This window comes from Rhizobiaceae bacterium (assembly GCA_023953845.1).
Lineage (GTDB): Bacteria > Pseudomonadota > Alphaproteobacteria > Rhizobiales > Rhizobiaceae > Arvimicrobium.
The window spans coordinates 1,406,716-1,426,203 of the sequence record JAMLJC010000001.1 but is presented as its reverse complement, the minus strand read 5'-3'; the positions used below and the strand labels follow the sequence as shown (position 1 = coordinate 1,426,203).

The 19,488-nt window shown below is 63.3% G+C and carries 16 protein-coding genes and 1 pseudogene; 4 read left to right on the top strand and 13 right to left on the bottom strand.

What is annotated here, in order from left to right:
• Positions 1–17: 17 nt before the first annotated feature.
• The 8 genes from ccoS to ccoN all read right to left on the bottom strand — a co-directional run bounded on the left by ccoS (position 18) and on the right by ccoN (position 8,068).
• Positions 18–209: a cbb3-type cytochrome oxidase assembly protein CcoS gene (gene ccoS, locus M9955_07095; protein MCO5081410.1), complete on the bottom strand. Its 192-nt coding sequence runs from the start codon at positions 207–209 to the stop codon at positions 18–20.
• Positions 206–2,488: a cadmium-translocating P-type ATPase gene (gene cadA / locus M9955_07090; protein ID MCO5081409.1), complete on the bottom strand. Its 2,283-nt coding sequence runs from the start codon at positions 2,486–2,488 to the stop codon at positions 206–208. Before cadA ends, ccoS begins: the two co-directional genes overlap by 4 nt.
• Positions 2,485–2,982, bottom strand: a complete 498-nt coding sequence (locus M9955_07085; protein MCO5081408.1) for a FixH family protein — start codon at positions 2,980–2,982, stop codon at positions 2,485–2,487. Before M9955_07085 ends, cadA begins: the two co-directional genes overlap by 4 nt.
• Positions 2,979–4,538 carry a cytochrome c oxidase accessory protein CcoG gene (ccoG, locus tag M9955_07080; protein MCO5081407.1) on the bottom strand — a complete coding sequence of 520 codons (1,560 nt, stop codon included), beginning with the start codon at positions 4,536–4,538 and terminating at the stop codon, positions 2,979–2,981. Before ccoG ends, M9955_07085 begins: the two co-directional genes overlap by 4 nt.
• A gap of 149 nt (positions 4,539–4,687) precedes the next feature.
• Positions 4,688–5,551 (bottom strand): cytochrome-c oxidase, cbb3-type subunit III, encoded by an 864-nt coding sequence (gene ccoP / locus M9955_07075; GenBank protein MCO5081406.1) that lies wholly within the window; start codon positions 5,549–5,551, stop codon positions 4,688–4,690.
• 2 nt (positions 5,552–5,553) lie between these two features.
• The gene (locus M9955_07070; GenBank protein ID MCO5081405.1) at positions 5,554–5,706 is read right to left on the bottom strand and encodes a cbb3-type cytochrome c oxidase subunit 3; all 153 of its coding nucleotides are present in this window, start codon (positions 5,704–5,706) and stop codon (positions 5,554–5,556) included.
• 10 nt (positions 5,707–5,716) lie between these two features.
• The gene (gene ccoO / locus M9955_07065; protein ID MCO5081404.1) at positions 5,717–6,448 is read right to left on the bottom strand and encodes a cytochrome-c oxidase, cbb3-type subunit II; all 732 of its coding nucleotides are present in this window, start codon (positions 6,446–6,448) and stop codon (positions 5,717–5,719) included.
• 9 nt (positions 6,449–6,457) lie between these two features.
• The gene (gene ccoN / locus M9955_07060) at positions 6,458–8,068 is read right to left on the bottom strand and encodes a cytochrome-c oxidase, cbb3-type subunit I (GenBank protein MCO5081403.1); all 1,611 of its coding nucleotides are present in this window, start codon (positions 8,066–8,068) and stop codon (positions 6,458–6,460) included.
• A gap of 536 nt (positions 8,069–8,604) precedes the next feature.
• Between ccoN and M9955_07055 the strand changes: the two genes are divergently transcribed.
• The gene (locus tag M9955_07055) at positions 8,605–10,050 is read left to right on the top strand and encodes an amidase (protein MCO5081402.1); all 1,446 of its coding nucleotides are present in this window, start codon (positions 8,605–8,607) and stop codon (positions 10,048–10,050) included.
• 55 nt (positions 10,051–10,105) lie between these two features.
• Here M9955_07055 and M9955_07050 read toward each other — a convergent pair.
• A pseudogene (locus tag M9955_07050) lies at positions 10,106–10,228 on the bottom strand (DUF2312 domain-containing protein).
• A gap of 365 nt (positions 10,229–10,593) precedes the next feature.
• Here M9955_07050 and M9955_07045 point away from each other — a divergent pair.
• Both M9955_07045 and M9955_07040 read left to right on the top strand, forming a co-directional pair.
• Positions 10,594–10,776, top strand: a complete 183-nt coding sequence (locus tag M9955_07045) for a hypothetical protein (GenBank protein ID MCO5081401.1) — start codon at positions 10,594–10,596, stop codon at positions 10,774–10,776.
• Positions 10,777–11,325: 549 nt separating this feature from the next.
• Positions 11,326–12,048 (top strand): hypothetical protein, encoded by a 723-nt coding sequence (locus tag M9955_07040; GenBank protein MCO5081400.1) that lies wholly within the window; start codon positions 11,326–11,328, stop codon positions 12,046–12,048.
• A gap of 196 nt (positions 12,049–12,244) precedes the next feature.
• Here the strand turns inward: M9955_07040 and M9955_07035 are convergent, their stop codons facing one another.
• Together M9955_07035 and M9955_07030 are read right to left on the bottom strand one after the other, a co-directional pair.
• Positions 12,245–12,997, bottom strand: coding sequence for a hypothetical protein (locus tag M9955_07035; protein MCO5081399.1), 753 nt, complete (start codon positions 12,995–12,997; stop codon positions 12,245–12,247).
• A gap of 35 nt (positions 12,998–13,032) precedes the next feature.
• Entirely contained in the window at positions 13,033–15,285 is a 2,253-nt protein-coding gene (locus M9955_07030; protein ID MCO5081398.1) for a VPA1269 family protein, read from the bottom strand.
• Positions 15,286–15,347: 62 nt separating this feature from the next.
• On the opposite strand from M9955_07030, the gene M9955_07025 reads away from it, so the two are divergent.
• A protein-coding gene (locus M9955_07025) for an IS3 family transposase (protein ID MCO5081397.1) occupies positions 15,348–16,495 on the top strand; the annotation gives its coding sequence in 2 pieces (ribosomal slippage) (positions 15,348–15,597 and positions 15,597–16,495; 1,149 coding nt in all).
• On the opposite strand, the gene M9955_07020 is transcribed toward M9955_07025, so the two are convergent.
• Both M9955_07020 and M9955_07015 read right to left on the bottom strand, forming a co-directional pair.
• On the bottom strand, positions 16,492–17,700 hold the full coding sequence (locus M9955_07020) for a hypothetical protein (GenBank protein MCO5081396.1): 1,209 nt from the start codon (positions 17,698–17,700) through the stop codon (positions 16,492–16,494). The genes M9955_07025 and M9955_07020 overlap by 4 nt on opposite strands.
• Positions 17,690–18,997, bottom strand: coding sequence for a hypothetical protein (locus M9955_07015; GenBank protein ID MCO5081395.1), 1,308 nt, complete (start codon positions 18,995–18,997; stop codon positions 17,690–17,692). Before M9955_07015 ends, M9955_07020 begins: the two co-directional genes overlap by 11 nt.
• Between the last annotated feature and the right edge of the window lie 491 nt (positions 18,998–19,488).

Here is a 19,488-nt window from a genome sequence, read left to right as displayed (position 1 = left end):
CCGATCCTTGATCGGCATCAACCGCCGCGACGCCGCGACCCGGATGCATGGAGGGCCGTGTCGTTCGGCGCCTGATCCTCAAGAAGAATGCGTTCGGCGGCTCCGTCCAGATCCTCATACTGGCCGCTTCGCAGCGCCCAGATGAACGCGACAAGCCCCAGACCGCCCAGGAACAGCGCAACTGGAATGAGGAAGAAAAGATTGTTCATGACGCGATGGCCGGCGTTCCCGCGACGATCTTATCGCGGCGGCGCGCTCTGGCCGGTGTCCCGCCCGAGCCCGCAAGCAGGCGCATGGCGTTGCCGATGACGATCAGCGACGAGAGGGACATGGCGATCGCCGCGACCAGCGGCGTGACGTAACCCAGTATGGCGATCGGCACAGCGATGGCATTGTAGCCGATCGCCAGCGCCAGATTCTCGCGGATCAGGCGGCCCGAGCGCCGCGAAACGTCGACGGCCAGCGGGATAGCCGAGAGGCTTTCGTGCAGAAATACGAAATCGGCGGCGTTGCGGCCGATATCGGCGGCGCTGGCGGGAGCCATGGATACATAAGCGGCGGCCAGCGCGGGCACATCATTGAGGCCGTCGCCGACCATCAGAGCCTTTCCGCCCCCGGCCGCGATGGCCTCCAGCCGCGCCACCTTGCCGCCCGGCTGGACCTGCGCTTCGAAACGGTCGACCCCCAGCGCTCCCGCCACGGCCCCGACTGCGGCCGGCGCGTCGCCGGACAGGAGCTCGACGGCTATGCCCTGCCGTTTCAAGGCATCGATGGCGGTCGCCGCTTCGGCGCGCAGACGATCCTCGAAGCGGAATGCGGCCAGCAGCCTGCCGTCGGCGGCAAGCACCGTCGCGCCGACGAGGCCGTCAAGCGCGCCGTGATCCCTGACCGCCCATATGCCGCGTCCGAGCCGGTAGACGACGCCGTCGCGCTCCGCTTCCAGGCCCTGTCCCGGAATTTCGGAGACGGTATCGAAGGGAACGGCGCTGATCGCTTGTCCGTCGGCGGCACTGACGATGGCGCGGGAAAGCGGATGGCGCGAATGCCCGGCAATGGCGGCGGCGATCGACAGGGACGAGGCGTCGATCTCGCCCAGGTTCAGCAGGCGCGGAGCGCCTATGGTGAGCGTCCCCGTCTTGTCGAAGACGGCGGTGTCGATCTCCGCGAGACGTTCCATCGCCGACCCGTCCTTGACCATCACGCCCTTCTCGAAAAGACGACGGGCGGCCACGACCTGCACGATCGGCACCGCGAGGCCGAGCGCACAGGGGCAGGTGATGATCAGAACGGAAATGGAGATGATCAGCGCATGGTGCCAGTCGCCGGCGACGATCATCCAGCCGATGAAGGTGAGAAGCGCCGTCAGATGCACGACCGGCGAATAGAGAGCGGAGGCGCGGTCGGCGATGCGGCGATAGCGGGCGCGGCCGCCTTCGGCCGCTTCCATCAGGCGCACCATCTCCGACAGGAACGAATCCCTGGCCGCCGCGGTGGCGACCATGGTGAGCGGCTGCAACAGGTTGAGCGTACCGGCCTGAACGGCGTCCCCGGCGCCGACGGGCCGCGAGGCGCTTTCGCCGGTGACGATGGCGCAGTCGAGCTCTGACGCGCCGGCCGCTATCGTGCCGTCCACCGGAATGCGTTCACCCGCCGGTACGATGATCGTCATGCCGGGAGCAAGCTCGGCGATCGGCAGATAGTCGCGCGCGCCGTCCGCGCGCACGACGAGCGCGCCGCGCGGCGCGAGCCGCGAAAGGCCGGTGACCGCGGCTCTCGCGCGGTCGCGCATGACGTGGTCCAGCGTGCGGCCGATGAGCAGGAAGAACAGCAGCGAGACGGCCGCGTCGAAATAGGCGTGCGGCCCATGCGTGATGGTCTCGTAGAGGCTCATCGCATAGGCGAGCGAGATGCCGAGCGCGATAGGCACGTCCATGTTCATGCGGCCGTGGCTCAGCGCCTGCCAGGCCGAACGGAAATAGATGCGGCCGGCAAAGGCCAGCGCGGGGATCGCGATCAGCGCCGATATCCAGTGGAAGAGGTCGCGCGTGGCGTCTTCAGCCCCGGACCACACGGATACGGACAAGAGCATGATGTTGCCCGCCGCGAAGCCCGATACCGCAAGGGCGCGGATGAGTTCGGCGAGCGTGCCGTCTTCCGTCTCCGTTTCGTTGTCGAAGAGATGCGCGGCATAGCCCAGCGCGTTGAGCGTCGGCACGATCGGCGGCGCGCTGTCCTCGCGCCAGCGGACTGCGACGCGCTTGGTCGAGAGGTTCACGCGCGCGCTTTCGACGCCGTGGAGGGCCGACAGCGCCGACTCGATCTTCTGGATGCAGGCGCCGCAATGGGCGGCGGGCACAGCGAGATCGGTCTGCAGTAGCCCGTTGCCGAGCGTCTGGCTTGCCAGACGCAACTCGTCCGCGGATGGTCCGGCCTCCGCCGCCTGCTCGCGGTCGAGAGCCAGTTCCGCGCCGGGCGCGCAGCAGGTCATTTCACCGCCCCGTCGGCGACGGTCATGCGCCGTACGTCGCGGAAGGGCTTCTCCGCGCCGGTGTCTGCGTCGACCTCGACGATCCAGATACCGTCGCGCACGGTCTCGGACGTGGCGAAAGCGTTGTCGGCCATGCGTTCCAGAACAAGCGTCCGGTCCGCCGCCTCATAGGCCGGATGACGGAACCTGACGACGACGCCCTTCACCGCGACGGGCGCTCCCGAGGCATCGACAAGGCTGTAGCTGACGCCGGCGCCGTCAATGTCCAGCGTCCCTTTCCAGCCAAGCGCCGCCTGCGCCCGGCCCTCTGCGGCGCGCTCGTTGAACTGCTGGCTGGCGACATAGGTGTTTTCCACCACCAGTCCGCTCCAGCTCCGGGTCGCGAAGGTCGCCATGACACCGTTGACGGCGATGATGACGCCGAAGAAGGCGAGCATGATCGCCAGCATGTGCCGCCCGGTGAATTCCTTCGGCTTGTCGGTCTGCGCGGTCATCGTGACGTCTCCGGGGCATTGAAGGTGGCGACATATTCGTCGCGCTCGTGGCTGGCTCGATCCTCGACCACGAACCTGAAGTTCACGGCAGGGCCGGCCACTTCCTCGCGCGGCTGCCGGATGAAGATCTTGAGCGTCTTCAGGCGGTCGGGCTCGACCGAGATGGCGGCCTGCCCACCTGTCGCTTCCTCCATGCCGATAATGCTCATTGCAGCTCCGGGCAATCCATCGATCGAGACAAGGATCGTGCGCGGTTCGGGCACCATGTTCAGGAGCTTGACGGTATAGCCGTTGCGGATAGCGCCGTCGGACAGGGTGACGAATTGCGGGTTGCGGTCGTGCAGCACGTTCACCTCGAGCCGGTCGCGCGTCAATAGCGCATAAAGCAGCACCACGCCCACAAGGGTCCAGGTGCCGAGATAGATGAAGGTGCGCAGGCGGAAGATCTTGCGGATGTGGAAATCGGCCACCTTCTGCGACAGCTTGCCTTCAGGCGTGTGCACGAGCTTCGGATCGACGGCGTGGGCGCCGCCGCCCGTGGCGAGCGCCATGTTGGCGTTGTAGTCGCTCAGCGTGGCGTAAGAGATCAGGCCGCGCTCCTTGCCGATCTTGTCCATGGTTGCGTCGCAGGCGTCGATGCAGAGAGCGCAGGTGATGCATTCGAGCTGCTGGCCGTCGCGGATATCGATGCCCATCGGGCATACGGCGACGCAGGCGTTGCAGTCGATGCAATCGCCCACCGGCAGGCCGGCGGCGATCGCCTTCTTCATGTGCCGCGAGCGCGGCTCCCCCCGCCAGTCGTTATAGGTGACCGTCAGCGAGTTCTCGTCGAGCATCGCGCCCTGGATGCGCGGCCAGGGGCACATATAGGTGCAGACCTGCTCCCGCATCAGGCCGCCGAACACGTAGGTCGTTGCCGTCAGGACGGCGATGGTCGAATAGGCGACGGGCGCGGCGGCGCCCGTGACGACCTCGCCGACGAGGGTTGGGGCATCGGCGAAGTAGAAAATCCAGGCGCCGCCGGTGGCGATCGCGATCAGAAGCCAGATACCGTGCTTGGAAATGCGCTTGGCCAGCTTGTTCAAACTCCATGGCCCCGAGTCGAGCTTCATGCGGGCATTGCGGTCGCCCTCGACCCAGCGTTCGACGACGAGAAAAAGGTCCACCCAGACGGTCTGCGGGCAGGTATAGCCGCACCACGCGCGGCCGACGGTGGACGTGACGAGGAAGAGGCCGATGCCCGCCATCATCAGAAGGCCGGCGACGTAGAAGAATTCCTGCGGCCAGATCTCTATGAAGAAGAAATAGAAGCGGCGATGCGCAAGGTCGATCAGCACCGCCTGATCGGGCGCGAACGGACCCCGATCCCAGCGCAGCCACGGCGTCAGATAGTAGATGCCGAGCGTGATCGCCATCACCAGCCATTTGAAACGCCGGAAATTGCCGCTGGCGCGCTTCGGGAAGATCTTCTTGCGGGGTGCATAGAGCGGCTGGCGGTTGTGCGCGGCGTTCACCGGCTCCGCTTCCAGCCTTTCTACATCGGCCTGGCTCACGATGGCATCCTTTTGTTCCTGGATGCCTGATAAGGTGGCCGTCGCTTCCCCGCTTTGACGCAGGTCAAGAATGGCTCAAAGCAAAAGGCCCTGTCCCGGAGGGCAGGGCCTTCGCACGGAGCGCGATTTGAGGGTTGTCCGTCTCCCGCGGACTACTCTCCGCCGCCCAGTGAATTGACGAATATGGCCAGTTCCTTCACCGTCGTGTCGCCGAGGCGCGCGCCCCAGGCCGGCATCACGCCGTTGCGGGGCGAGCGCACCTGCTGGGCGATCTGCGCCTCGCTGCCGCCATAGAGCCAGATGGCGTCGGTAAGGTCAGGCGCGCCAAGCTCCCTGTTTCCCTTGGCATCCTCGCCATGGCAGCTGGCGCAGTTCTCGGCGAAGACCGGAGCGCCTTTCGCGGCGAGATCTGGACTGGAGGCCGTGCCGCTCAGGCCGGCGACATAGGCGCTGACCTCGGCGATCTGGTCGCCGGTCAGTATGTCGGTGAAGGAAGTCATCTCCGAGACGCGCGTTTCGTCGTCTCCGGCGAAGCGTATGCCGTGAGTGATCGTCAGATAGACGTCGTCGAGCTTGCCGCCCCATAGCCAGTCGTCGTCGTTGAGGTTGGGATAGCCCGCGCTGCCGGCCGCGCCGGAGCCGTGGCACTGGATGCAGTTGACCTTGAACGCTGCCGCGCCGGCTGCCGTGGCGAACGCGCGGAGCTGCTCGTCCGCCTCGATCTCCGTCACGCTCTTGGCCTTCACCGCGGCGACGTAGTCCGACTTGGCCGCCTCGGCGGCGTCGAGTTCCTTGCGAACCTCGACACGGCTCGAATATCCCAGCATGCCCGTGGTGGCGCTGCTGATCAAAGGCCAGGCGGGATAGGCGATCGTATAGGCGAGCGCCCAGACGATGGTGCCGTAGAACGTCCAGACCCACCAGCGCGGGAGAGGATTGTTGAGCTCCTTGATGCCGTCCCACTCGTGGCCGGTGGTGGCGACGCCGGAAAACTCGTCAATATGCTTGTCGCTCATGGTCAATCGTCCTTGAGAGGAATACGGGCCGCATCGTCAGCGCTCTTCCGGCTGCCCGGCCGGAACGCGAAGAGCACCGTGGCGACGAAGAACAGGGCCATGAAGAGCAGACCCCAGCTGTCGGCAAACTGCCGCATGGCGGTGTAGGTTTCCATCGCGCTCTCCTCAGCGGTAACCGGCCGCTTCGTCGTAGGTCGAGAAATCGACCAGGGTGCCGAGCATCTGCAGATAGGCGACCAGGGCGTCCATCTCCGTCACCGCCTGCGGATTGCCGTCGAAATCGCCGACCTTCGCCTTCGGGTAACGGGCCTCGATGCCGGAAGTATCGGCATTGGGATCGGCCTGCGCCACGAGATCCGCCGCGGCATTGTCGATCATCTCCTGCGTATAGGGCACGCCGACACGCGCGCTGGCGACCAGCTGGGTGGAGAAGTTCTTGACGTCGAGGGTCTTGTCCCTGAGGAACCCGTAGCGCGGCATGATCGATTCCGGCACCACGGAGCGCGGATCGACAAGATGTTCGACGTGCCACTCGTTCGAGTAGCGGTCGCCGACGCGCGCGAGGTCAGGTCCGGTGCGCTTCGAGCCCCACTGGAACGGATGGTCGTACATCGACTCCGCCGCCAGGCTGTAGTGGCCATAGCGCTCCACCTCGTCGCGGAAGGGCCGGATCATCTGGCTGTGGCAGACATAGCAGCCCTCGCGGACGTAGATGTTCCGGCCTTCGAGTTCGAGCGGCGAATAGGGACGCATCCCCTCCACCTTCTCGATCGTGTTCTGCAGGTAGAACAGCGGGGCGATCTCCACGATGCCGCCGACCGTGACCACCAGCAGGGAGCCGACGAGAAGAAGCGTCGCGTTCTTCTCAAGTATTGCGTGTTTGTCGATAAGGGACATTGAAAGCTCCTATTCGGCCGGCTGCAGGGCAGGGGCGGCGCCGGGCAAAGGCGCTTCCTTGCGCTGGCGGCCGAGGATGGTCATGGTGATGTTCCAGGCCATGATCAGCGCGCCGGCGAGGTAGAGGGCGCCGCCCAGGGCGCGGACGATATAGTAGGGATGCATGGCCGCGACGCTCTCCGCGAAGGAGTAGACCAGGAAGCCCTGCTCGTCGTATTCGCGCCACATCAGGCCCTGCTGGATGCCGGCCACCCACATCACCGCCGCGTAGACGACGATGCCGAGCGTCGCGAGCCAGAAATGCCAGGTGACGAGGCGCATCGAGTAGAGGCGCTCGCGGTGCCACAGTTTCGGAACCATGTAGTAGATGGCGCCGAAGGAGATCAGGCCGACCCAGCCGAGCGCGCCGGAATGCACGTGGCCGATGGTCCAGTCCGTGTAGTGGCTGAGCGAATTGACCGCCTTGATCGACATCATCGGACCTTCGAAGGTGGACATGCCGTAGAAGGCGATGGCCATGACCATCATGCGGATGATGGGGTCCGTGCGGATCTTGTCCCAGGCGCCCGACAGCGTCATCAGGCCGTTGATCATGCCGCCCCAGGAAGGCATCCACAGCATGACCGAGAACACCATGCCGAGCGTCTGCGCCCAGTCGGGCAGCGCGGTGTAGTGCAGGTGATGCGGGCCGGCCCAGATGTAGAGGAAGATCAGCGCCCAGAAGTGGATGATCGACAGGCGGTAGGAATAGACCGGGCGGTTGGCCTGCTTCGGCACGAAGTAATACATCATGCCGAGGAAACCCGCCGTCAGGAAGAAGCCGACGGCGTTGTGCCCGTACCACCACTGCGTCAGCGCGTCCTGCACGCCGGAGAAGAGCGAGTAGCTCTTGGACCCGACGAAGGAGACGGGCATCGCCAGATTGTTCACCACATGCAGCATCGCGATGGTGACGATGAAGGAGAGGTAGAACCAGTTGGCGACGTAGATGTGCGGTTCCTTGCGCTTGAAGATCGTGCCGAGGAACACGAGCAGGTAGGCCACCCACACGACCGTCAGCCAGAGATCGACGTACCACTCAGGCTCCGCGTATTCGCGGCCCTGGGTGCCTCCCAGCAGATAGCCGGTGGCGGCCATGACGATGAATAGCTGGTAGCCCCAGAACACGAACCAGGCGAGATCGCCGCCGAAGAGACGCGCGCGGCTGGTGCGCTGCACGACGTAGAACGACGTGGCGATCAGCGCGTTGCCGCCGAAGGCGAAGATGACGGCCGAGGTGTGGAGCGGCCGCATGCGGCCGAAATTGAACCAGGGCTCGATGTTGAGATCGGGATAGGCGAGCTGAAGCGCCACGACGACGCCGACGAGAAGGCCGACGACGCCCCAGAACATGGTCGCGATCGCGCCGTAGCGGATCGGATCGTCCATATAGGCGGACGGATCGACCGGCGCGGCAGGCGCAAAGCTTGTCCTGCGCAGGAGCACGGCCGCCGAGGCGGCCAGTACGATGACGAGCACCCACATATGGGCGCGGAACAGGTCGTCCGCGGCGAAGGCCGCGCCGAGGAGCGCGAAAAACGCGCCGAGGCCGACGACGATGATAGCAGTGCCGTATTTCATCAGATGATCCCCGACCGCAATTGGAGCGGCAGACCGCATTCACTGCGGTCCGTGGGAACACCCATTTGTGATATGAGGCCTTTCCGCCTTGATCCAAGTCAATTGCCGGCTGATTCAGCGGCTCCCTGGACCGGCTCCCCGGCGCGTCCGCTGGACGCTGCACGATAGCGATCCAGTCGATGAACAGGTGGCCATCTGGTTGTCGTGCTTGCGGCGCCCGATGCCGGGCGACGCCGCCTCTCAGTCACACTGGCACTGGAATGGACGTACTCATTGCTGTGCTTCTCGGCAGGCCTGCCGGCCATGGACATTATCCGGTTCCGAACATCTTATGGCCGGGCCGAGTTGATTTGATCGAAATGACGCTTGAAACGACGTAGGACGCGGCAGAATGCAGGGCCGGCTGACCGGAGAGGGTCTTCGACGCCGACCGATCGCCCTAAACCGTTCCGGCCAAATGAACGGGCGCCGGCCCGGCCGGCAGGTCTCCCTGTGTTCAAGGCGCGCAAAGACAGGCCCGTAAGGAGGAGGACTACATGGGAGCCGTGACGGAAGACCTCGTGAGACTCTACGCCGAGTCCGATGCACTCGGGGTCGCGGAACTGGTGCGCAGCAAACAGGTCAAGGCATCCGAGATCGCCGAGACGGCGATCACCGTCATCGAGCGCATCAACCCGACGCTCAATGCGGTCGTGATCAAGACCTTCGATCTGGCGCGTACCCTGAGCGCGGCGCCCGTCGAAGGATCGTTTGCCGGCGTTCCCTTTCTCCTCAAGAATCTGGGCACGATGTGGAAGGATACGCCGCTCACCTCCGCCACGCCATATCTCAAGGACTTCGTCTGTCCGGTCGATTCCGGTATCGTCGACAAGCTGAAGGCATCCGGGCTGGTGCCCTTCGGACGCAGCAACACGCCGGAATACGGCTGGTGCATCACTTCCGAGCCGCGGATGTACGGCCCGACCGTCAACCCGTGGTACCCGGCCATCACCGCGGGCGGTTCGAGCGGCGGCACGGCTGCCGCGGTCGCCTCGCGCATGGTGCCAATCGGAGACGCCTCCGATGGGGGAGGCTCCATTCGTGTCCCGGCCTCGTGCTGCGGCGTGGTCGGGCTTAAACCTTCCCGCGGAAGGCTGACCTACGGCCCGCACGAGGCGGACATGTGGTTCGGCTGCATCTACTTCCTCTGCAACACGCGCACGGTTCGCGACACCGCGGCCTATCTCGACGCGGCGTCGGGAAATCTGCCGGGCGACCCCTATCACGCACCCCGCCCGGACAAGAGCTGGCTGTCCGGTCTGTCCGACCGTCCGCGCCGACTGAAGATCGGCTATACGCTGACCGCGCCCTTCGGCGCACCGCTTGCGCCCGAGGTCAAGGCGGAGGTCGAGGCAACTGTAAAGCTGCTTGGAGGCCTCGGGCATACGGTCGAGGAATACGACATCAAGACCGATCTCGAAGCCGCATGGTGGCGCTACAACGACATCATCGCGGTGGAAACCTTCACCGAATTCACCCAGCATGCCGCATTCGTGGGTCGACCGCCGCGCGAGGAGGAACTGGAGCCCTTCAACTGGGCGATGCTCGAATATGCAAAGACCCTTTCGGCGACAGATTATTCCGCAAGCATCGGCGCCGTGCGCAAAGCCGGGCAGAGCATCTGTGCAGAGCTGGCCGTCTATGATGTCTTTGTCAGCCCGACACTCACGCAGTTGCCCCGTCCGGTCGGCTACTGGTCGATGAAGGACGGCGATCGCAAGCACTATCTGGCGCGCTGGTCCGATGCCGCCTTCATGTTCTCACATAACATCTCGGGCCTTCCCGCAATGTCGGTGCCGCTCGGGATGGTAAACGGCAACACGCCGGTCGGGATTCAATTTGTCGGTCGCCACGGCGACGAGGCGACTATACTGCGTCTTGCCGCCCAGGCCGAAGAAGCCGCGCCGTGGATCGGACGAAAGCCTGAAATCTGCGCGATCTGACTCGATCGGCTTGCGGAGCGTCGTTCGCCCCTGATCCAGCGGCTGGCAGAAGTCGTCACGCCATACCGAGGGCGGCCTTGTAGAGGTCGAGGATCGTTTCCTCCTCCTCGCGCTCGGCCTGGTCCTTTTTCCGCAGGCGGATAATGGTGCGGATCGCCTTTGTGTCGAAGCCTTTTCCCCCGTACGTGACATTGTAGCCTACGATCCAGTCTGGAACGCCAGCCATCGGGGGCGGCGCGCCCTCAACAGCGCCGTAGCCGTCCCCGATGGCGACTGCGTGGCACAGCCTTCGTCGGAGGCATAGTCGCTGCTGCCAGGCTTCCGGACCCGGCCGCAGGCCGGGCACTGAGAGATGTATTAGCATTGCAGTACGTCGCCGACCAGGGATCTGGACCCTCCGACCTAAGAGAGTTACAGGACGGTGCCCCTGGCGAGTACGACTTTCACCCTAAGCGAGGCCTCCCGAGCTGATTAGAGAATAACGGGGTCGGGCCGTCATGGCCGTGTGCATGCACGCGGTCTGCCAACGAAACGGAGACTTCGATGAACGAGATTGCCAGTACCAACGGAGGTTACAGGCTGAAGCCAAATGAGGACGGCAGCTACACCGAATACGTAGCGATCGGCCCTGCCCATCCGATGCCCGACCGCCTTGGGATCAAGCCCGGCTACACTGTTGGATCTGGATCCAGTCAGCGATGGCTGCGCTGGACGGTTGTGGGTTGAATGGGAATGGGCAGGAAACCAGTCGGACGGCCGGCCAAGTCGTGCATCGAGGTCCTACAATGCCGAGGTGTGGGTCGAAGCGAAGAAGCGCGCACTCGGTGACCTGAGTTTCATTTCGGAAATCATCGAGCATTCGATGAAGGACGAGGAACAGGACACCGACGCCGCTTGAGCGGCCGCTGGCGGCTCGGCAGAAAAAGGCATCCGTGCGTCGTGGGGCTGACCCACTCGCTTCGCCGAACCGCTTCACGAGGAGAAGGGCACGGCGTGCATCAAGCTCAAGCTCACGCCCCGCCGAGCTGTGTTCGTTGATCACGGGGGCCGGAGCCCGGCAGCAATGACAACCGCGACTTTGGACCGAAGGCGATCCGAAGCGCGAAGCAAAGCAATTCCACTCTTGATGCACCGTTCCGGCATGCTCCTGGATCCGGGTCAGCATCGATCGCCAAGGTGCGGAGGAGATCAGAACTGATGGACGAACGTTTCAACAAAGCGGAGGAAGGATTTGTCTCGGAGCAGCATGGGTATCGACCATCCAGAATCGCGGACATGCTGGAGGAGGCCGGCCTCCCGGTGTACGGGTCCGAGGGTCGGTCGCTGCAAGCCGTCCTATGGTCGACGGCGACTCCGGAGAGCTCAAGGGCACATCTCTTCCTTGCGCTGGATTCCGCTACGCCTGAACAAGTCGCGGAATCTGGACTGGACAGGTTCCTCGCCCTGCGCGATGGCCTGCTCCAGCAATCGGCCGGGCAGCCGCAACTGGTGGATTACGTGGTTCGGCTGACGGAGGGACTGCCGTTCGACGCCTTCAGGATTGTTCGGGACCGCAAGCAGGACCTTCTGGCGTTTCTTGGCTCTCAGGAGATCAAGGGCAACCTGTTCGGCATAGAATATCGGGGCACTGAAGTGATGCTTCACAAGGAAGCGGTTTCCCTTGTCGCGGCCTCGCCCCAGGGCATCTGGAAGCTCCGTCAGCGGATGTCGGCAGGGAGGGAATACTTCGACGAGGCCGTCGCGGAGAACTGGGACCGCTTGTCGCCGCTGCTGAAACGCGAGTTCGTCGCCATGCTTGATGCGCGGAGCGTGTCCGCGGCCGAGTTGCTCGAGATGGAGGCCTATCTCGCGGCCTTCCCGCTCGCGCTCAAGAGCGAGGATTGGCGGGCTGAAGTCGTCGCCGCGCTTTCGCGTCGCCGATCCGGTTCCAGCTCTGACCCTGGCGTTATCGTCTGGGAAGAGATCCTGAAAAGGTTCGAATGCGTAGCGCCCAGGTAATCGGCCTCGACAAGGGGCCCACGTTGTTTGCCTCGCGCGCGACATCCGAAGCGACGGGGCACAGGGCGAGCCGCACCTCTCCGTCTGCCCGATTGCTGTCTTCACTACCCATAACCGGATATCCGGTTACGTGGGAAGCGCATCGACCGATGCTGGCGGTCGTCTTGCCCAAGGAAGGTCAGCTCTTGTGATGTCTTCATCCACTTTCTTCGAACAGCTGGACATCCGCTAGCCTGGCAAGCAGAGACATCTCTTCCGGCAGGACGAGGTCACTTCCCGGAGCGAAGTCCATCTTCACCCTTCCATTCCTGAAGACGAGCCCGAAGTCCGAGAGCCCGTCGTTGTCCCTGAGACGCGCCAGCAGCTTCCGCAGGGTCTTGGCATCCTCGGGAGCGAGGGCATTCGGCCCGCCCGCGGCAGGGCGAGGAGCAAGCACCTTGCCTTCTCTCAACGCATCGATATCGAAATCAGGCAGGCGCCGCAGCGTCGAGAGCACGATGTCCAGCTCCTTCTTCCACTGCCTGCCATCGGCCAGCGCCTGCCTCAGAACCGCCTGGTCCGTGATGCTCTGAAGCCCGTTCACGATCTCGTCCAGCTTGCGGGATCTCGGTCCCCTGGACCGGGCGGCGCCGGGGCGCTTCGCCTCCTGTTCGCGCAGCTTCAAGTACGCCATCAGGTCCTTTTCGGCCCTGATCGTTGTCGCGACGGGACCTGTCCAGGAGGTGCGGCCTCCCTCAAGATGCGCCCTCAGCCTCACATACTGGTGCACCGTATTCGAGTTCAGCCGCAGGAAGTTGGGATTGAAGAACTCCGGATCGCGTCGGGCTGCCTTAGCCCTGCGATAGGCCTCGCCGGACAACAGCTCGTCGCACGCTTCGACGAGGCGTGACAGTGTCCCGAGCCGACGAGCATCGCCAATCCTTTCGGCTTCCGAGACCAAGCGGTTCATCAAGGCTTCCGCCGTGAGGGAGTCATCGGGGGCATTCATGCCACGCGTCCGATCCGAAGCTGAGGGGTGCCTGGAGCGACCAGCAAGCTGACCTCGGTCCGGATGGTTTCCAGAACCTCCGGTTCCAGTCGGACGGCGCCTTCAAGCAGCCGCTGGAACCGCGTGGGTTCGGGATATTCCTGAAGCAGGGCATCTCCGATCCTGATGCAGATCTCCTTCTCGTCGGAACCTGACATCCGGTATGCGATTTCCGACATGTCGTTCGCACGAAGGATCTCCCGAACCATGGCCTTGAGGTTCTCCTCGATTCCCGAAGGGATTTCCATGATCGAGGCGGGCAGTATCCTCGTTTCCTTGACCAGAGTATGCATGAGTTCGAACTCATGGACCTCGTCGAAGCCGTATTCAAGTTGGCTGAGATCGAAGTCCGGCACGGATGGGAGCAGGATCGAATCCGCGGACGCGCCCTTCGCGGCAGCCACCGCCACCACCTGTCGGACCATCTGCAGCACCTTCATCTCTGCGGCATACTCCTTGCTCAGGAGGTCACGGGAGCCACTCTCTGCCTGCTGTGCCCGCCGAAGCCCGTGCGCCGGCTTGCCGGTCTCGGCCTCAATCCGCTCGATCTCGTCGCCAAGCTCCTTGGCTCGCTTCGCTGAAAGCCGCATCTCGGCCATGAGATTGTTCAGGTGATTGATGATGCCGGGGAGGAACTTCGGCCCGGTCACGCGATAGCGGCACATGGCGCATGCCCGCTCCCGCCACACAGGCTTGTGTTTCCCTTCGGAGATCCGCTCTCCGCCTGTGGCGCAACTGCCGCCCGGACAGATGCCATGGACGAATACGCTGAAAGGAGGAAGGCTCTTTCGCTCGGCGTATCGGCGGAGCATCTCCTTGCCTACATGGTTTTCGACAAAGTCTGGAGTGATAGCCTCATCTGCGTATTCAAGAATAGCCTCGCGGTTCCCGGAGGCCAGCGCATCGTGTGCCTCCGTCCGCCTGGCCATCACCTCCTGGACGGCGGAATGGAGCATGGCGCTTCTTCGACCGTTGTAATACCACGTCATCATCCACGTGGCATGCCCTACCAGGTCCCTCACGATCTCCAGGCTGACCCCTGCCTCCAGCAGGTTGGACACCATCGTCACCCGAAGGGCATGAAGGTCGAAGACCATCCCGTCGTCATCGATCAAGGGGTACTCGTGCCCGAAAAGCTCGTTGACGGCAGGCTGGCATTCCCGCAGCAACTCCTTCCAGTAGGTCCGAACCTTCGTATCGCTCACTGCCATGTTGCTGGGATTGGCCGGATCGGCGAACAGCGGGTAGATGTCTGGGAAACGCTCCTCGGCACCGCGTGTCATTTGCCGGAGGCCGCCTTCGATCGGCTTCACGGCACTCTTGATAGGGTTGTACTTTTCCTGGAGGGCCTGCATCCGATGGACTGCGCTGATGATCGCAGGATCACACCACGGAATGACGAACTGCTTGCCCGACTTGTTGATGCCTACATACATTCCGACCAGCTTCCGCTGGACCTTGTCGGGAACTGTCACCAGCCGGAGAAATGCTTCCCGTCGTCCAAGCGTGGCTGAGGGATGCGGATTCGGGATCATCTTCAGGTTGACGGCATCAAGAATCTCCTCGTCCCCTTGCCCGCTATCCGCCCACCTGGCGCTGATATGGCGCATGCCCGAATTGAGGATTATGTCGACGATGATCGCTTCGGCCGGCCAGAATACATGGTCGTATTCGCCGGTTTCCGGGTTCCTCAGCGTATAGTGAAACCTCTTGGGTCCCAGGCTCCTTGCGAAGGCGTAGTCGCCCTCTCTGTTCTTGCGAACGATCAGTTCCCACGCCTCCATTTCCAGCGGCTTCCTGTGGGTGACATCCCGAGTCTTGGCGTTTTTCCTGGAGATCACGTCGAGTTTCATCTCCACGGGGTTGTTGAGATGCTGGAACCCGTCCCTGACTGCCGCGAGGTAAAATGCCTTCTGCAGGGCGGTCAACGCCCGGTTGCCCTGATCCCGGGGATCATCCCTGAAGTACGAATCCAGGAAGACGCGGAAGGTTCGCTGGTTCTCGTTCCGGATGTCGTGGATGTGTGCGGTCCGCGATATTGACTGGAAATCCACGGGGGCTTCGTCCGGCTCAAGCGTCATCAGGAATATGAGCCAGAGGTTCAGTGACCTTTCCACTCCTTGGATCGTCTTGACATCGAAGTACCGGAGAACCTCGCGGAGTTGCACTGCCCAGGAGCGGACGTGCTCCGGAACCTCCGTGACAGGCATCTGGCCTGCTGCCGGTTTCGTGGACACCGAGATAAGGTGTTTGACGGAACTGGAGAGTGGGAATGCAGAGAAGGAAGTTCAGCCGCGAGTTCAAACTTGAGGCGGTGAGGTTGGTGAAGGATCGAGGCGTTGCTGTTGCGCAGGCTGCCCGTGATCTGGATCTCCACGAGAACGTGCTGCGCAAGTGGGTCAGGGAGTTCGCTGCCGATCGACAGCATGCGTTTCCCGGCCATGGTCAGATGAAGCCAGAGCAGCAGGAGATCGACCGGCTGCGCAAGGAAGTGGCGAAGCTGAAGGCGGAACGCGACATCCTAAAAAAGGCCGCAGCCTACTTCGCGAGGGAAGCGATATGAGATTCGCCTTCATCGCGAAGCACCGTTCGATCTGGCCGGTGGCATGGCTGTGCAGTGCGCTGGACGTCTCCCGCTCGGGCTTCCATGCCTGGCTCAACCGCAGCCCCAGCGCCCGGTCGCGGCGCGACGAGGTGCTCATTCCCCGGATCGACCGCAGCTTCAAGAGCAGCGACCGAACCTATGGCGCCCGTCGTGTCTGGCATGACGTGCTGGCCGAAGGCTTCTCCTGCGGCCTTCATCGTGTCGAAAGGCTCATGCGGGAGAACGGGCTGCGTGCTCGGCCCCGACGCCGTGGATTGCCGAAGGATACGGGCGAGCGAGCCTCCGTGTCGGACAACCTGCTTGACCGCGCATTCGAGGCATCGGCGCCGAACCAGAAGTGGATCGCCGACTTCACCTACATCTGGACCGCCGAGGGATGGCTCTACGTTGCCGCCGTCGTCGACCTGTTCTCCCGCCGTGTCGTGGGTTGGGCGATGAAGGCAGAGATGACGGCCCAGCTCGTGACCGACGCCCTCATCATGGCGATCTGGCGCCGAGGCAAACCCGACAGCCTGCTCCATCACTCGGACCAGGGATCGCAATATACAAGCGAGCAGTTCCAGCGCCTGATGGCCGACCATGGCATCACCTGTTCGATGAGCCGGTCGGGCAACGTCTGGGACAATGCCGCGATGGAGAGCTTCTTCTCGTCGCTGAAAACCGAGCGGACAGCCCGCAAGGTCTACAGGAAAAGGGACGACGCAAGGGCAGATGTGTTCGATTACATCGAGCGCTTCTACAACCCCCGACGGAGGCACTCGACACTGGGCTACCTGAGTCCTGTCGAGTTCGAGGAGAAAGCTATGTTAGCTTAACCTCGTGTCCGAAAAACCGGCAGCAGGCCAATCTGCAGAAGCTTGGATGCAACCTGCGTATTGAAGCTAGTGGGACGGGCCGTCCAGTCGAACGCCTCCACGCCTACATGTTTCAGCCTGAGCGCGTGAAGGAAGAGCTTGGCTTCGTCACGATCAGACACTTCGTGGCCGAAATGCTCCACCGCGATCCTATAGACCGAGTTCAAGGATGCGCCGATGGTATTCCCGAATTCGGAACCAACGCTCTTGAAGGAAAGCAACGGATACCAGCGGAATCCCGGTTCCCCGCCGTTGGACCACGCGTTCCCTGCAAGTCCGGCCATGGCGAATACCTGCATTGAAAGGACCGCGCCCGTGTTGCGCTGGTCCTGGTGATAGCGGAACACCTTGTCCGCGAGCGGGCGGTAGTCCGCCTCAATGGACATGCGGGTGATTAGCGGAGCAAGCCTCGCCGGATACAGGTAAGCAATCCTGGAGACATATCTCGCCGGCCAGGCCCACACGCCCTTACGCGCCAGGAACTGCCCGAACCAGGACGGCGCGAACGTGATCTTTCCTTCACCGGAACGACGCTTCACGAGGGTGTCCCGGCTGCCCATGTGCTTTTCGACCTGCTCTGCGAGATTGTGCAGGAAGGCCGCAGGGTCGGTCGCCGCGACGAGGCCATCGCGGAGCTCGCCCCAGCCCACCTGGCTGCCTTGCGTGACCACCAGCCAGCCATCGATGTCATCCATGTCGACTATCGCCTCGATAAGCGACCTCTGCTGGTCCTTGGACATCGAGAGGGCGTATTCCTCTATGGAGCCTTCTCCCCGCGTGACCCTCTTGCGCGCCTTTCCGTGCGGAGTGCGATCCGGGATGAGTTGGAGGGCGATGGCCGCATCGGCCATCGCGGACTTCCGGAAGTGCGACGACTTCGCCGGGTTGCCGCTCGTCAGCAAGCCGAAGAGCACGTCCGATCGCTTCTCCGCCTCCGCGCCGCGGAAGCCGAGCTTGCCCAGGCGCTCGACCACCTGTCCGTAGGGCATGAGCAGGAGCTCTTTCAGCGATGATCGAAGTTCCCGGTCGAATTCGTCCCACAAGGCGCGGAGTTCATCGATGTCGGGCACTCGAAGGAGAACTGGCTGCTTGCCGACGTTGAAGTAGCTTCCAGGCTCCTGATCGGAGGCATCGAGGTTGAGTTCGTTTCGTAGTTCAAGCTTCATGGTTGCGATCCCCTCTCTCATTCAGGCGTTCCATCGCATCGTGGACATCTCCCGACCGCTTTCCGTAGGCACGCTGGCTGGTGACGCTCTTCTGCCTCATCATCAGCTGCACGATCTCCTCGGAGAGCCCGAGCGCGTGGGTGGCGTACCAGCGATAGAAGTGGCGGAGGCCATGCAGGTGGGCACCCGGGCCATGGGGTGTCACCCCTGCGCGGACGCATGCCCGGTCGAAGGCTTCCTCCACGTTGCCGACCTTTAGCGGCTCGCCCAGGAAGGCGGCATTCTTGGAGTTGACGTACAGGTATGGGTGCATCGCATCAGTCCGGAGAGAGCCGTGGAGATCGAGGATCTCGGCGAAAAGCTCCTCGAACTCCGCCGCTCGCTTGTTGCACGTCCAGGTCCCGTGGGTGATCTGCAGGTCGGGATTGAAGATCGTCATCCCCTTCCATCCGGCGCGCTGGTTCCTGCCGCCTGCGTCAGGACGTGGCGCGAGGCCGTAGCGGTCCTTCAGCACCTGCTTCCTGGTCTTCACCGTTTCCTCGAACGATCCCGTGTAACGGGAGTGGATCGGGTGTGCGAAGATGAGCAACGGTCCCTTGACCGGGGCATTGAAGAACTGCTTCGAATACGAAGTATCCAGGACATCGCATCGCCAGTGGTTCAGCGTTTCGCTCAGCCTTGGACCCGCGTAGGCGAGTTCGATCCATAGCGCCCTGAACATGAGGTTCTTCTCCCGGTCGATGATGGCATCGACTTCCTCGATCGACAGCGTGGTGTCCGAGGACGACTTCTTCCGTCCGAGAGTCGTCGCCAGCCGCTTGAGCCCGCTCGGCGGCGCAGGGGTATCGGCACCCAAAAGGGCATGCCAGCGGGCCTGCTGGGCATCCAGATGAGCCAGAAGGCGGTCAGCCGACAGGGAGCGGTCGACCTTCACCCAGACCGCGCTGCCCGCCTTGAAAGCCGATCCCATCGGCGAGGTCGGCCCGGTGTAGCTGGCGCAGTACTGGCCGAAATCCACCAGGTCCCGGAACTCGGTCCGGACCACCTCGTATTGCACAGGCTGCCAGTGCTGGAACTGACGCGCGCCGGGGTCGACCGGGTTCTCTACCCGGCTTCTGAGGTACTCCCAGACGAGCAGGTCCATTGCTCCCGGCTGGGACATCCGGTCTGCGGCCACCGTCTGGGCAAACTCATGAAGGCGGCCCACCGAGTTCAGGCGACGGCGGATCTGGAATGAACTGACCCCCTTGTCCGCCAGGTGGCGCCCCCAGCTCAGGGCTTCGTCCGGAACTGCCACGGCGCCTCCGGGGAACCGGACAGCCAGGACTGGAAGCAGGACTCGCGTGGGAGACCGGGCCGACAATCCGGGAAAGACGGGAGGCGAACACAGGTAAGGCACGTCGAACACCAGGAATCCCGGTGTCGTTCCGTCATCATAGATCGCAGATTCAAGTTCCATCCCGCAGCCCCCGCCACTGCGGATCCGGCTACGGCATCAGTACTTAAGAAATCACCGGCACGCGGAGCTTCGGGCAAGTTTGAACATCGACAGGGGACAGGATTAACAAGATGTATCGGTTTCGATCAGGAATGCTTTATCGGAACGGCGACGGAACATGTCTCATCACGGTCCGGGTTCGCTTGGTTCCAGGGAGAGAGCGGCGGACGCTCGAGCGGCATGAGGGTGCAATATCAGGCTTGTTGCCAGTCTGACCCGCAGTCGGAGCGTGCGTCCTCCGGGTGGCCCGCTGACTGGTGCCGATAACCGCTTTCCCGGTTATCTATTCG

Coding starts and splice junctions, on each gene's coding strand:
- ccoS (MCO5081410.1), bottom strand. CDS start 209: ATGAACAATCTTTTCTTCCTCATTCCAGTTGCGCTGTTCCTGGGCGGT.
- cadA (MCO5081409.1), bottom strand. CDS start 2,488: ATGACCTGCTGCGCGCCCGGCGCGGAACTGGCTCTCGACCGCGAGCAG.
- M9955_07085 (MCO5081408.1), bottom strand. CDS start 2,982: ATGACCGCGCAGACCGACAAGCCGAAGGAATTCACCGGGCGGCACATG.
- ccoP (MCO5081406.1), bottom strand. CDS start 5,551: ATGAGCGACAAGCATATTGACGAGTTTTCCGGCGTCGCCACCACCGGC.
- M9955_07070 (MCO5081405.1), bottom strand. CDS start 5,706: ATGGAAACCTACACCGCCATGCGGCAGTTTGCCGACAGCTGGGGTCTG.
- ccoO (MCO5081404.1), bottom strand. CDS start 6,448: ATGTCCCTTATCGACAAACACGCAATACTTGAGAAGAACGCGACGCTT.
- ccoN (MCO5081403.1), bottom strand. CDS start 8,068: ATGAAATACGGCACTGCTATCATCGTCGTCGGCCTCGGCGCGTTTTTC.
- M9955_07055 (MCO5081402.1), top strand. CDS start 8,605: ATGGGAGCCGTGACGGAAGACCTCGTGAGACTCTACGCCGAGTCCGAT.
- M9955_07045 (MCO5081401.1), top strand. CDS start 10,594: ATGAACGAGATTGCCAGTACCAACGGAGGTTACAGGCTGAAGCCAAAT.
- M9955_07040 (MCO5081400.1), top strand. CDS start 11,326: ATGCTGGAGGAGGCCGGCCTCCCGGTGTACGGGTCCGAGGGTCGGTCG.
- M9955_07035 (MCO5081399.1), bottom strand. CDS start 12,997: ATGAACCGCTTGGTCTCGGAAGCCGAAAGGATTGGCGATGCTCGTCGG.
- M9955_07030 (MCO5081398.1), bottom strand. CDS start 15,285: ATGCCTGTCACGGAGGTTCCGGAGCACGTCCGCTCCTGGGCAGTGCAA.
- M9955_07020 (MCO5081396.1), bottom strand. CDS start 17,700: ATGAAGCTTGAACTACGAAACGAACTCAACCTCGATGCCTCCGATCAG.